Consider the following 13,679-nt stretch of genomic DNA (forward strand, 5'->3'; position numbering starts at 1 on the left):
AAAGTTCATTGTATTAATTTTGGAACTTTACAAAATCTAAGTAAAAAGAAGGGTTACCGCCATTAAATCCTGTTGGTACTACAAGATTGGTTTTATGCGCAACTATGGGATAAATACCAGGAGCTGCGAAGTACAATACTCTGGTCTGATCTCTCGGTACAAAATTAATGGGGTCAGGGCTGGCGGTCCCACAATAAGCTTTCCAGACTTCTCCTATACCATCGATGTAAAACCAGTAATCATTACATGTAGATGTGATTGTAATTCCTGAACGAAAAAAATACCATCCTTTTGCAGGGATGTTTACGGATATCCCTGTGACTAGGTTATCTCCACCTGCGGTTCCGGTGAAAGGATTTACCAGTGTTCCTGTATAAGAAGTCCAGTTATTGGCAAACGCAGTAGTAACAGTAGATGACCAGGTAGCTAATCCATTAGAGTCGCTGGTTAATACATAGCCTAATTGTTGTGTTCCATCCTTAATCTGCAGCGCTCCGTTTGTTGTGCCATTATCAATAACAATTTTAGCATCAGCCGCACCAGCCGGGATCGTATTGGATCCTAATAAAACTTTACCGGTACCGGTGATACTCAGATTATTTCCTACGGTAGTAACGATGTCTGTAGCCTGGGAAAGGGTACCTCCTAACTTAACATCATTCCCGGAAAGGTTTAGACCGTTACTGGCCGTATTTGTTACTCCACTTATGCTTTCCCATGTGGAATTTGCTCCGGTAAGTCCTGTACTGATCAACTGTGCACTTTGATTGGGAAGGATCAGAATATTTGTATTCCCATTAATTGTTTCAGGTAAAGCAGAACTTATGGTTATCGTAAAATTACTGTTATTGGCAATCCTATACATACGTCCTTTAAAATTTCCGGTGCCATTAATTGCGGGAGGAAGGCTAAATGTCGTATTCGTACTACCATTATATGATACATGGAAATCAGTGGCGGTTAAACTGTAAGATGCCGTATTAACTGTCTTATAACTTGCCGCTACCGATCCGTTAATGTCTAATGTAGAGCCAGGGGTTACCGTATTAATTCCAACATTTCCCGTTTGCGCAAAGGTGATAGTTGATAAGAATAATACTAGTGGGATAAAATTTTTACTCATTTATTAAATGTTTATGGTTATGGTTTTGATGTGTCAATAATCCTATATCAGAACAGGAAAAGTCCGTGATATTAAAGTATCATTTACAAGGCGTAAAATTATAGGAATACTTCCACAAGAGCCTGTAATGGACTGTAGAATGAAATAAAGAATCGTGTAGAAAATTTTCTACACGATTCTCAGGATCACTAACTCTTTTTCAAACAGAACTAAAAGAGTCAGTTGTCAGTGTTTGCAAATTTTACTTCAGGAAGTATAATTTTGATAAAGTTTAATAAGATCTGCAAGATGATTGGTCTTCAGTTTGTTATGGATCCTTTTTTTATAGGTGCTTATGGTGCTCATCTGAATGTTCATCTCATTGGAAATTTCTAAATTTCCATATCCCTTCACCATTAAAATAAAAATCTGATATTCTCTTTCCGAAAGCCTCTTTATGGAATCTAGCGGAGAGTCCTGTAGTAATTGATTAACAATACCGGAAGGGTAGTAGTAGCCCTCACGGAAAATCCTGATTACTGCTTCTGATATTTCCTCCACTTTGCTCAGTTTACTGAGGTAGCCGTTGGCTCCCTCTTTTATGTATTGTACGGCAATCTCTTCTTCATAGGCCGAAAATATCAATATTTTTACATCCGGATCGATTTCTTTAATTTCAGAAATCATTTTTTTATTTTTACTTTCAGGCATGTTGATATCAAGAATAATCAGGTCGTACTTTCGCTGGGAGATTTTTTCCAGAGTTTTCGGGTAATCTTCTGCCTGATCAACGGATATATTAGGGATTCTGGACTCCAGTATCAGGCTTGTTCCCGTAAGAACCACATCATGATCATCAGCTATAAGAATGTATTTAATCATTTTTTTTATTTTTTAAAATCAATCGGCAGGTAGTTCCCCCTGTCTTGTTTCTGGTAAAGATTATTTTACTTTCTATCATTTGTAGTAGTTGTAGCACCAGATGGATTCCCATCCCATATTTTTGGAGTAATAATTTTTCATTTTCGATGTTGTTCTGAAGCTCTTCATAATAATCTATTTTTTGCTGATCCATTCCTGAACCGGTATCTTCTACAATTAAAATAATGCTTCTGTACTCGGTAAAAGCATCTATGGTTATGGTTCCTCCTCTTGTATATTTTACTGCGTTATCCAGAAGATTATGGATAATGGCTGCCAGAATATTTTTACTGATCCGGGTGTGTATTTTTTGATCGACATTGTTAATAATGGATGTATGATTGCTTTCAGCTATGGTACTGAAAAGCACTATTTTTTCTGTGATCAGATCATGCAGAGAGTATGTTTCCGTTTTATCGGTTCTGTGGTGGCTGTAGATATCAGCATACTCTTTGAGCGTTGCCGTAAAATTATACAGCTGATCGGAGGATTTATAAATTGAAGCGAGCACTTTTTCAGTCCGTTGTTGATTGAATTCTTTATTCCCTAATATTTCCTTTGCAGTTAATGCAATAAATTTTACAGGAGTGGTAATATCGTGTGTTATGGTACCGATCAGTTTTTTTTGCTGCTCGATTTCCTTATGAAGCTGAATTTTTGTTGTTTCAAGCTTTTCGACGGTAGCGGAAAGTTTTTCGGTACGTACGGTGATAATTTTTTCCAGTTCCAGATTTTTCTTTTGCAAAAACCGGATCCTCCATTTGAGAAGAAGGTACAACACAAAGAATAGTAATAATATCATCACTATCTTAAACCATAAGGTCTGATAAAAATAAGGCCTTACGATGAGGTTGATTTTTTTATAGATGTATTTTCCCTTATCGGAAACAAGCATTCTTGCAATGAAAGAATAATTCCCGTACCTCAGATTGGAAATGGAAAACTTCCTGTCTTTCCCGATGGATTCCCATTTTGCGTTGGGAAGCCCCATAATTTTAGCTTCTATCATAATATTGTCGGGATTTGCAAAATAAGGAACATCTATAAAGAGATCTAATCTGCTGGATTTCTGTTCAAGAAAAAGAGTTTTATGAAAGGACTCTTCTTTGTTATCTATCAGTGCTCTTTCGATGTAGAGGTTTTTAGGGTAGTAACTTTCGATTTTTAAGGGATTAAAAAATACTAATCCATTCAGAGAAGGTAGCACAAAATCCCCATTTTTAAGTTTATTGCCACTTACATTGCTGCCACCATTGAATTCATTGGTGAAGAAACCCGAATCTTTTGAAAATCTGTAATAATTAACGTTAGAATCCGGGGCCTGAACAAATTTCAGAAGCTGGCTTTCATGAACTTTATATAAGCCGTTATTGGTAGGGATCCAGAAAAAACCTTTTTGATCTTCGAGAATGGTATGAGGAGATGAAATATTACCATCAGCATCATAAGGCATCCTGATAAGCCTGTTGTTTTTTAGTAAATAAAATCCCTTTCCCAAAGTTGTGATCCACAAGTTACCGTCTTTTGACCTTATGATATTACGGATAGACAATTCCTGGTCAGCGATTACCGGATGTATTTGGTTTGTGCTCAACCGGATATTGTATAAACCCTTTACCGTACCGACTAAAATATGATCAGGATCGACCTTTAAAAATTTGGTAGGCTCACTATCCAATACAATTCTTCTTTCCAAAGATAGCAGGGAGTTGTCTTTGTATATCTCAAATGTTCCACTAAATTCAGAAACACTATTCTTTTTGGGTTTTGCAACCAATGCATAAGATTTTTTTGCATCGAAAAAGAAATCTTTTAAAAAAAACTCTTTTAAAACAGTGAAGTCCCTGTACGAATTTGATTTTTTATAGATCCTTAAATCCCGGTCTTTTCGTATCATAAGGTTTTCATGCCGGTCGTATGCCATAAAAAAAGGAGCTGTATTTTTAAAATGCTTCTCACGGACCATTCCATTACGGGTGTAGATTTCACCAAAGGGATTAATGACCGAAGTGCTGTCGTAAGGAAGGGTAGCATAAAAAACGGATTCTGCTTTCGGCGAAGATCCTTTGACGGTAGTGAAATCATGAAGATTGATAACCTGCAATCCTTCTGTACTACTCCCGAGATAAAGTTTCTTGTACCGTTTGTCATAATATACACTGATCAGGTTGTCATTTTTTATATTGTCCATTTGGACGATCTCGGATATGATAAATTGTTCCTTTTCATAGGTGCAGAGGTAAAACTTATTATGGCTTAACACGAAAAGCTGATTGTTTATTCTGCTCCAGAAAATCTTACTATCCTTGTCAGTTAGCAAAGGGACCTGATAGGAATTTGTGATTTTTCCTTTTTCTATTTTTTCTACTTTATTTGTGGTAAAGTTGATGTAGAACAGGATTTCATTGATTGTAAAAATGCTGGGAATATTTTTGTAGATGGCTTTAATTTTGAGCGTTTCTTCAGGTTTCGAGCGAAAACTGGTAAAGGTAAGGCTGTTTTCTTTGATGTAATACCTTCCATCCTTATCGTTCATGTAAAATTTGATGCCGGGATATCGGGTATAGCTATAATTGGAACAATACAAAAGGTAACCGGTATTATCTTTTGATACTACTGTAGGGAATTGTTTCAAAGAATTTGTTACCCGTGGAATTTTATTACGCAGAAGGATGGTTTTCCCGTAATCACCGGCTGTGAAAATACTGTCTTTTTCTGGGTATTCATAGAAGTATGTAAAACGTTGACTGCTCAACGGGAAATTTTTATAGACCAGAAACTGAGCGCCATCATACCGTACAATTCCATTTTCAGTGGTGAGCCATATAAATCCATATTTATCTTTTATAATGTCTTTTACACTGTTTTGCGGGAGTCCGTTATCGGTATTATACAACTCGATGTTGTATTTCTGGCTGTAGACCTTAACAAAAATAAATATGAAAATTAATAGTATATTTTTATTCAAATCTTATTTTTTACGAATAAAACAAAGATATAGCGGAATAGATAATAATAAACCAATAGTAGGTGAAAAAAACTTTAATTAACAATTTTGGATAAAGTTTATTTAATTATTTTATTTTTACAGCTGAATTTTAGCTATTGATATAAAAAATGTTGATACTTACCTGTAAGGACAATAGAGGCGCTAAATCTGCGTTGATAAATATAATTTTAAATGTTTTTATATAATTTTCCGCTAGAATATCAATATAGAATGTAATAACAGTTCCCAATGAGAAATAAAAAAATTGCACTAACCCTTATATTATTTTTGCTTTTCAGTTTAAGTAAGGCTCAGAAGATCGGTGTTATAGATACCAATGTGATATTGAGTAAGCTGCCAGATTATAAAGAGGCTGAAGCAAGGCTTAATGCCCAGATAGCTACATGGAAAAGTGAGCTTCAGAGTATACAGTCGGAATATGAAAAGAAAAAATCGGCATTGGAAAACGATAGGGTATTATTGGTAGGAGAAGAATTAAAACGAAGAGAAAAAGAAGTATTCGATTTAGAGAAAAACATTAAAACGACTACCAGTTTAAGATTCGGAAGTACCGGTGAAATCAACAAGCTGAAGGCCAATATGGTTTTACCTTTTGAAGAACAGATTCACAATGCAATGGAAACCATTTCTGAGAAAGAAGCATTAGGTGCTGTGATCGATAAGAGATATAATAATGTTCTGTACCTTGAGAAAAAGTTCGACTATACTGAGAGAGTTTTAGATATCTTATTACATAGAACCCCTGTGGTGGAAGTGAAAGAAACACCTAAAAGAAAAAAATAACTTTAGAGATATAAAAATTAAAAAGCCTGGATCAGTCACAGGCTTTTTTTATAGCTATTGGTTACCATAATGCAGTATGCCTTCGTGGTTCCTATCTTTTGGGATACTCACATTTAAGTTATCGATTACCTGTTCCGTTTTGCGTAACCAGCTCAAAGGTGGATAACACTCCTTTATGATCCGAAGGCCAGATACCTATAGGAGGAACAAATGAATCCTGGGTATTCTCCGGAGTACGGATATTTTTTACAATAGACTTGTTATAGCCTATAATATGGGAGCTTTTTAAAGTAAGATTGGGAGCCTGCATAAAGAAAATATAGTCAATCCGCTCTCTTTCATCTGCGTCAGGAGCCCATGTTAACTGGTTGACGGGTTTTGCCGGATTATCGGAGGGGTAGGTGAATCCGGGATGGGTAACGGGAGAAGGATGCATCATGCGGTATGAGTCTTTAAAACCTGCATTATTCAGGAGTTTGGTGGTATCCCATTCGTAAACTACGGTATGATGATCATATAAGTTGGCTGTACTACTTACCCAATCAAACATAGAAGGCTCATTAAAATCTCCTCCCAGAAATACTATGGAACCTTTTGTTTTTTCTGTATTTGCATCGGAGATAAACGCTGAGATAGCTTCATCTCTATAAGATGCAAGATTCATTTCCGATATTTTTGTGAGATTGGTTTCTGGACCATTGGGTAGTTTCGACCATGTCGTCCCACTGTACCCACGAGGAAGATAACAGGCATAATGAGTATAATCCAGATGACTGGTGTAAGCAGCGATGCGCTGTCCGTTAATTTTAGTGACCAGTTTGTAAACTGAGCCGTGATCATTACTCACCGGGTAGACAGAAGCGTTTTCAATAATCGGATACCTGGATAATATCCCCGAATCATCTGAACGGAAGGAATAGTAGGTATACCCTTTGGAATGAAGTGACTGAACCAGTTTATTCGTGAAGTCGACATTATTATAGTTTCTGACTTCGCTGAGAAATACAAAATCAGCATCCGACCGGACAATTTCATTGACAATAGCATCATAGCCTCCCGTTACAGAGGTTCCTTCCTGCCATATGTTGATCTGGAAAAGTTTCAGTTCTTTTACAGTAGCAGTGGACGACCATTTGTTTTCCGTCTTTTTATTTGAATTCTTTAGCAGATTTTGCCTGGATTCCTCCTGAGAACAAGCTATCATGCTCAGTGAGCATAGCAGTAATATTTTTATTTTTTTCATATTGTATTTTAAAGTTTAGTTTTGGTGTTCTTTTTTTACTAAAATAAATATTTTTTGGTTGACAAGGATAATTTAATCAACATAGATTTATGTACAATTTGAGGTATAGGTTAACTTTTAAGGAAAATAATATTTATTAATTAATAAATATTCATTAATTTTACAGCCTGAAATTTTAGAACTTTACTCATGCGTTTAAAAGAAGGTGATAAAAGAGAGCTCATTAAGACAGAAGCGATTAAAATGATCATCAGAAACGGACTGGAGGGATTCAGCATGAATAAACTTGCGAAGGCCTGCAAGATTTCTGTTGCTACTCCTTATCTGTATTTTAAAGACCGGGATGATTTAATTTTAACGATTGCCAAAGAAGAGGGGCAAACAATGTCTGATGCTATTCTAAATAATTTTGATCCTGAAGCTCATTTTGAAGAAGGCTTACGGGTACAGTGGAGAAATCGGTATGGCTACATGACCACTCATCCTGACAAACATTTGTTTTTTGAGCAATTGAGGAATTCAAGCTACCAGGAAGAATTTCTTCATCATTTTTTACGGGGATTTAAGGAGACTTTAGGGAAATTCTGGGACAATGCAATAAAGAGAGGTGAACTCAGCCCAATGCCTTTTGAAGTATACTGGTCGGTTGCTTTTTCACCCATGTACTCTTTAGCAAGGTTCCATAATGAAGGAAAAAGTCTTGGCGGAAAATCCTTTAAAATGACGGACGAAATTTTATGGCAGACATTTGATCTTGTCGTAAAAGCTTTAAAAAAGAAGTGATAAAATTTCTATTACATTATTATTTACACAAAAACTAATCAAACTAAGGATGCTAGGAGCTTGGTCATAACTGACGACTCCCGGAATCTTAATTTACCTTTAAAGAAATTATGGAACAACAACCTTTGCCCTTTACGGGCTATCAGAAGTTTGTCATATTTATTTTAGCAATTACCCAGTTTACGGTAATATTGGATTTTATGGTAATGTCTCCACTGGGCGATATGCTCATGAAATCACTTAGCCTAAAACCTTCAGCTTTTGGCTTTGCCGTTTCTGCCTATGCTTTCAGTGCGGGAGTTTCAGGATTGCTGACGGCGGGTTTTGCCGACAGATTTGACAGGAAAAAGCTTTTACTATTTTTTTATATCGGATTTATTATCGGAACTATTTTTTGCGGTATGGCACAGTCTTATGCGGCCCTGGTCGCCGCGAGAATTATTACAGGTCTTTTTGGAGGAGTGATAGGCTCTATTTCTATGGCTATTATAACTGATTTGTTTGTGCTGCAACAAAGAGGTAGGGTAATGGGATTTATTCAGATGGGCTTCGGAGGAAGCCAGGTTCTTGGGGTGCCTATCGGGCTTTATCTGGCTAATAAATGGGGCTGGGAAGCACCTTTCTGGATGGTAGCGGCTTTGAGTGTCGTTATTGCTGTTTTAATTTTCCTGAAATTGCAGCCTGTAAACAAACATCTTTCGGTACAACGGGATAAATCTGCTTTTCAGCATTTGTGGCATACAATTGCAAAAAGTAATTACAGGGTAGGGTTTGCAGCTACAGCTTTGCTTTCCATCGGAGGTTTTATGATGATGCCTTTCGGAAGTGCGTTTGCAGTTAATAACCTTGGGCTTACCAATGAACAGCTTCCTATGTTATTTATGGTTTCTGGGGTTAGCTCATTGGTGATCATGCCTGTGATCGGAAAATTAAGTGATAAAGTAGACAAGTTTAAAATATTTGCAATAGCTTCAGTATGGATGATGGGGATGTGCGTGCTTTATACTAACCTTTCCGTAACTCCGTTATGGCTGGTGATGATATTTAATATCCTGATGATGATCGGGATTATGAGCCGTATGATTCCTTCTTCAGCTTTAACGAGTGCCATTCCGGATTTACAGGACCGTGGCGCTTTCATGAGCATTAACTCTTCTCTGCAGCAAATAGCAGGTGGAATAGCAGCAGCGGTTGCAGGCGTGATCGTTACCCAAAAAAGTAAAGGGGCTCCCTTAGAGCACTATAATATAGTGGGATATGTGATCGTTGCTATTTCTATATTAGGTATCTTCTTAATGTGGAGAGTGGACAATTTAGCAAAAAAGAAAACCGTTGATAAAGCTCCCATAGAAGATACTGTTCCTTTATCGGAGTAAATACAATGCAAAATAAAAATGTTCGGATTTTCCGAACATTTTTTTTAAGCAAAGAATGAAATTTAGAATGACACTTGTTGATTAGCTCTTTTTTGTTTGATGTACTGGTATACCGAACCCGCGAGAAACAGAATAAAGAGCGCGCCCAATGTTTTTCCTATAATAGGGTCGCTGATATCTTTTGCCAATGGATGTCCTAATGGAACACGGGTAAAAGTTTCATTAACCGTAGGCACGAGTGACAGAAAAAAGCTGAAAGAGAGTGAGAAATTTTCAAAATACCGTGCTCTGTTACTGTTTTGCTTTTTTGAAAAAAGAAAATATGCGGCAGACACCAAAACGATGATAAAGATGGAAAAAATATGTCCTGCATTAAAACCTCCATGCTTCGAAATTCCCAATGCTGTAAGTGAGGTGATAAGGGTTCCGTAAAAATATATTTTTCCCGGTAGTCTGCTAAGATCGATCTTGCCGTATTTAATAAATGATAGTAATGCTCCTGCAATGGCAGCAATTCCAATAATCGTATGGAATATTCCTAAACCTGATAGTCCCATTTTATGATGTTTTTAATTTATAAATCCTTTATTTGAAAAAATACAGTTCAATTGTTTTTTTTCAATATTTTCCCAAGAGGAACATTGCAAAGTTGCGTCAGAAAAAAAGAAATAGCTTTGCGATTTCGTTCAATTGTTTGGTATTTTGGTTCATAAAAAAGCATCCTTAAACCGGTTTTAAGAATGCTATAACGGAGGATTTTTAACAGAAATAAGGAAGTGGAATATTATATCGTGTTATCGTCTTTTATTTTTTGACGGTAGTTCGTTGGACTCTGATGATATTTTTCACCAAAGCTTTTTGTAAAATTAGCCAGATCATTGAATCCGCATTCAAATGCAATATCAGTGATGCGCTGATCTGAAACCGCAAGAAGTTCGGCAGCTTTTTCAAGCCTTTTGTTTCTGATATAGTTGGCAGGGGTATCATTATAGAGTTTTGAAAATTCTCTTTTAAAGGAAGACACACTCAGGTTAGCCCGTCCTGCAAGCTGTTCGATCGTTAATTGTGAAAACAGATTGGCTTCAATGATTTGCTTGAAAGTGTAAGTTGTAGGAGAAAAAAGCTGTGATAATATCACTTGTATTGCTTCCGCATTTTGGGTTTGAGCTAACAAAAGTATAATTTCCTTGAGCTTCAGGATCAGGATATCTTCATTTACCAAAGACGGATTCTCAAAATAAAACAACAGTCCTTCAATATATTTTTGAATTAAAAATTCATTGTTGATTTTTTCATTGGATTGATTTGAAATGATGTTTCCGGGAGGATGAAGTAATAAAGGCAATTCCCGATCGTAGATTTTCTTTAGTATGTCCGGATAAAAAGTAACAATTACAACTTCACAGTTAGTCTCGGAGGCAGCATGATAGATTTGCTTACCGGAGGTGATACAATTGAGAAGTAAAGAATAATGGGTAGGTATATTAATTTCATCATTATCCTTCTTATATTGTAGTTCCCCTTTTAAAACATATAGAAAACACGCCTGTTCGGTAACTGGAAAATCATAATTAAAAGGTGAGGTCAATGCAATTTTTTGCATTAATGTCTTACCAAACAGGTCATATTTTTTATAATCATTTACCATAACTTTATTTTTTATCCGGTCCCGTGATGGGTAGCACTATCATCAAGAGAATTTTTTGCATGCCATTAAATATCTATCAAATATAGATCAGAAAATCTGATTTTAAGTGAGAATATAATAAAACAATATTTTATCAGCTGTTTTTAAATTATCTCGACATAATTAATCAAGACTATTGGTCAATATTGCTTTGTTGTACCGGTCAGTTTTTCAATCTGTATTTTCTTTTTAAACATAAACTTTCAATAATCAATTTACCGAATAACAATTATGACATGAATCATCGGGCGTAGTCAATATTTTTTTGTTCTTTTGCAGTGCGTTTAATTTTTAAATAATAATATGTCAAAATTTGATGATATCAGGCCTTTTTATGATGATGAAGTTAATGATGCTCTGAAGAGTGTTGCAAAACATCCTATGATGAAGGCGTTGATGCGTTTTACTTTTCCTGATCAGGACGAAGAATTTTGGCTTGGACAATTTAAAGATATTCATTCCATTAGCGATTTTCAACACCACTTTATAGCGTATACCGTTCGCCAGATCCTGAAGCAAAGTTCTGAGGGATTAAGTACTTCCGGATTCGAGGACCTGGATAAGGATACAGCTTATCTGTTTGTTTCCAGTCATCGTGATATTGTTCTCGATACCTCTCTGCTCAATTTGGTATTGCTGGATGAGGGACTTGTAATGACATCTTCAGCAATTGGGGATAATCTGGTAAAGAAATCATTCCTTCATATCCTTGCAAAACTGAATCGTAATTTTTTAGTTCAGCGTGGACTGCCGATCCGTGAACAACTAAACAGTTCAAAGATTATGTCCGAATATATTTATGAGCTGCTTACTAAAGAAAACCGATCCGTATGGATTGCACAAAGAGAAGGCCGAACCAAAGACGGCAATGACGCTACACAACAAGGAGTTCTGAAAATGCTTGCCATGGCAGCAGGGGAGCAGTCATTAACCGACTTCTTTAAAAGTCTGAAAATAGTTCCGCTATCTATTTCATATGAATATGATCCTACAGATGTTCTGAAGATGCCGCAACTTATGGCGAAATCAAGAAATGAAGTTTATATTAAAGATAAGGATGAGGATTTTACAACAATGCTAAGCGGAGTGCTGGGCCAGAAAAAACGCATTCACCTGCATGCAGGAAAGGTACTTGGGACTGAACTTGATGAAATCGGGTCAGAATTTGATAACAAGAACAAACAGCTACAGGCCATTGCTCAGGTAATCGATGACTCTATTATCCGGAATTATAAACTCTGGCCAACAAATTTCATTGCCTACGACCTTTTACATAAGACCAATCAATATTCCGGATGTTATACGGAAAATGAAAAGATGCTGTTCGAGAGAAGAATGGAAATGCGTATCGATATTTCCGATGCAGAGCTGAAACAAAGCTTTTTAGCAATGTATGCAAATCCGGTTATCAATAAAAATAAATACAATAAATAGCAGGCTTTAGCATATTTGAAATCTGTAAAATAGAATTCTTTTTTAATGCGAAAAGGGAATGAGATAAACCTGTAAACTCAAACTCTTCTGAGTTTTATCATGTATGATATAACACAGGTCAATTCAGTTTTCCGATCAATACCATGTCAGTAGTCATTACATCATCTTTATCGGAAGAATTAAAACGTTTTACCTGCAACATATCAAAATTATTTTCCTGGAAAGCTTTTGCTAAATAATCTTCCTGATGGTAATAAAGGTAAACCTGATCTCCTAAACTGGATGTGATCAATCCTGATTTGCTATAATCATCCTTCATCGTACTCAAATAAAATACACCTCCGGGCTTTAACAATGCGGAGACATCTTTGATTAAGGTGATCGCTTCATCACGTGTTAAATAAGGAAGGCAGAAGCCACAAACAATTCCGTCAAATTTTTTTTGGAGCTTATGAATATCCCGGCAATCCATCAGTTGAAAATCTGCTGTAGGATTATTGGCTCGGGCAAGATCAAGCATTTTCGAGGATAAATCGATTCCTAATATGTTGTATTCTGGTTTTTTGTCCAATAAATATTTAGTAATATTTCCCGGACCACAGGCAATATCAAGAATATCGGCACGATCAGCTTCGATTTGATCGCAGAAGAAATTAAAAGTGTTCCCAAACAAGCTTACATCCATGAACTTATCCTGGTATATTTTTGCGGCTTTATCAAATGCCTCAACGGGTTTCAATATTTTCATGATTTTAGATTTTTAGATACCAATTTAAATAAATATTATTAATCCCTAATAAAGAGTAGTGCAGTTTTGAATATATACTTAAAATGGATTCATGATCAATTGACTAGAATAAGCAAAAGTCATGTTATTAATACTCGATTTGTCAATTTCACCTGATAATATAAATGAGTAAAATTGAAGACTCACAAGCTTTTTGCTGGTTTTTGCTTTAAGTGCAATTGAAAGGATTCTTCATCTAAACCTTATTTTTAGTTAATTAAGAAAATGTGAACAACATAAAATTATGCGATAAACGAAATTTAGGGTTGAAGGATGAAGATTTAGGTTACTCTATTATGGGTGTTTCACCGTAAAATGAAAAAATGATATTAATAAAGCTTAAAAATAAAATGATTTATAGATTTCCATTATTAGACTTTTTAATTTGAAATTATTGACTAGATCATATTGGACTATATTGTTATGTGATAAAGCTTTACAGTTAATAAAAAATTCACCCTGATGTGATTATTGTTATGCAGAGAATAATATTGGTCTAAAAGCTTTATAATGAATAAACTAACTGCAATATCTCAATTTGTTATATTTAATT

At 35.7% G+C, this 13,679-nt stretch carries 11 protein-coding genes; 4 read left to right on the forward strand and 7 right to left on the reverse strand.

Going from position 1 to position 13,679, the window contains the following annotated elements:
- Positions 1–13 precede the first annotated feature (13 nt).
- The 3 genes from AC0INN_RS04235 to AC0INN_RS04245 all read right to left on the reverse strand — a co-directional run bounded on the left by AC0INN_RS04235 (position 14) and on the right by AC0INN_RS04245 (position 4,991).
- Positions 14–1,123: a hypothetical protein gene (locus AC0INN_RS04235; protein ID WP_306611910.1), complete on the reverse strand. Its 1,110-nt coding sequence runs from the start codon at positions 1,121–1,123 to the stop codon at positions 14–16.
- A 246-nt stretch (positions 1,124–1,369) separates the two neighbouring features.
- Positions 1,370–1,984, reverse strand: coding sequence for a response regulator transcription factor (locus AC0INN_RS04240; protein ID WP_306611912.1), 615 nt, complete (start codon positions 1,982–1,984; stop codon positions 1,370–1,372).
- Complete coding sequence (locus AC0INN_RS04245) at positions 1,977–4,991, reverse strand: ligand-binding sensor domain-containing protein (protein WP_306611914.1); 3,015 nt, start codon at positions 4,989–4,991, stop codon at positions 1,977–1,979. The genes AC0INN_RS04240 and AC0INN_RS04245 overlap by 8 nt, the downstream gene beginning before the upstream one ends.
- A gap of 270 nt (positions 4,992–5,261) precedes the next feature.
- Here AC0INN_RS04245 and AC0INN_RS04250 point away from each other — a divergent pair, with 270 nt between their 5' ends.
- Positions 5,262–5,816, forward strand: a complete 555-nt coding sequence (locus AC0INN_RS04250; protein WP_306611916.1) for an OmpH/Skp family outer membrane protein — start codon at positions 5,262–5,264, stop codon at positions 5,814–5,816.
- Positions 5,817–5,934: 118 nt separating this feature from the next.
- On the opposite strand, the gene AC0INN_RS04255 is transcribed toward AC0INN_RS04250, so the two are convergent.
- Positions 5,935–7,059 (reverse strand): endonuclease/exonuclease/phosphatase family protein, encoded by a 1,125-nt coding sequence (locus tag AC0INN_RS04255; protein WP_306611918.1) that lies wholly within the window; start codon positions 7,057–7,059, stop codon positions 5,935–5,937.
- Between the two features lie 189 nt (positions 7,060–7,248).
- Between AC0INN_RS04255 and AC0INN_RS04260 the strand changes: the two genes are divergently transcribed.
- Positions 7,249–7,842 carry a TetR/AcrR family transcriptional regulator gene (locus AC0INN_RS04260; RefSeq protein WP_306611921.1) on the forward strand — a complete coding sequence of 198 codons (594 nt, stop codon included), beginning with the start codon at positions 7,249–7,251 and terminating at the stop codon, positions 7,840–7,842.
- A 110-nt stretch (positions 7,843–7,952) separates the two neighbouring features.
- On the forward strand, positions 7,953–9,218 hold the full coding sequence (locus AC0INN_RS04265) for an MFS transporter (RefSeq protein ID WP_306611923.1): 1,266 nt from the start codon (positions 7,953–7,955) through the stop codon (positions 9,216–9,218).
- A gap of 62 nt (positions 9,219–9,280) precedes the next feature.
- On the opposite strand, the gene AC0INN_RS04270 is transcribed toward AC0INN_RS04265, so the two are convergent.
- Entirely contained in the window at positions 9,281–9,775 is a 495-nt protein-coding gene (locus tag AC0INN_RS04270) for a hypothetical protein (RefSeq protein WP_273647750.1), read from the reverse strand.
- A 227-nt stretch (positions 9,776–10,002) separates the two neighbouring features.
- Positions 10,003–10,866 (reverse strand): helix-turn-helix domain-containing protein, encoded by an 864-nt coding sequence (locus AC0INN_RS04275; protein ID WP_306611925.1) that lies wholly within the window; start codon positions 10,864–10,866, stop codon positions 10,003–10,005.
- A 342-nt stretch (positions 10,867–11,208) separates the two neighbouring features.
- Here AC0INN_RS04275 and AC0INN_RS04280 point away from each other — a divergent pair, with 342 nt between their 5' ends.
- Positions 11,209–12,339, forward strand: a complete 1,131-nt coding sequence (locus AC0INN_RS04280; RefSeq protein ID WP_306611927.1) for a 1-acyl-sn-glycerol-3-phosphate acyltransferase — start codon at positions 11,209–11,211, stop codon at positions 12,337–12,339.
- A gap of 118 nt (positions 12,340–12,457) precedes the next feature.
- Here AC0INN_RS04280 and AC0INN_RS04285 read toward each other — a convergent pair whose 3' ends face one another.
- Positions 12,458–13,087, reverse strand: a complete 630-nt coding sequence (locus AC0INN_RS04285) for a class I SAM-dependent methyltransferase (protein ID WP_306611929.1) — start codon at positions 13,085–13,087, stop codon at positions 12,458–12,460.
- Between the last annotated feature and the right edge of the window lie 592 nt (positions 13,088–13,679).

The organism is Chryseobacterium subflavum, from assembly GCF_055762745.1.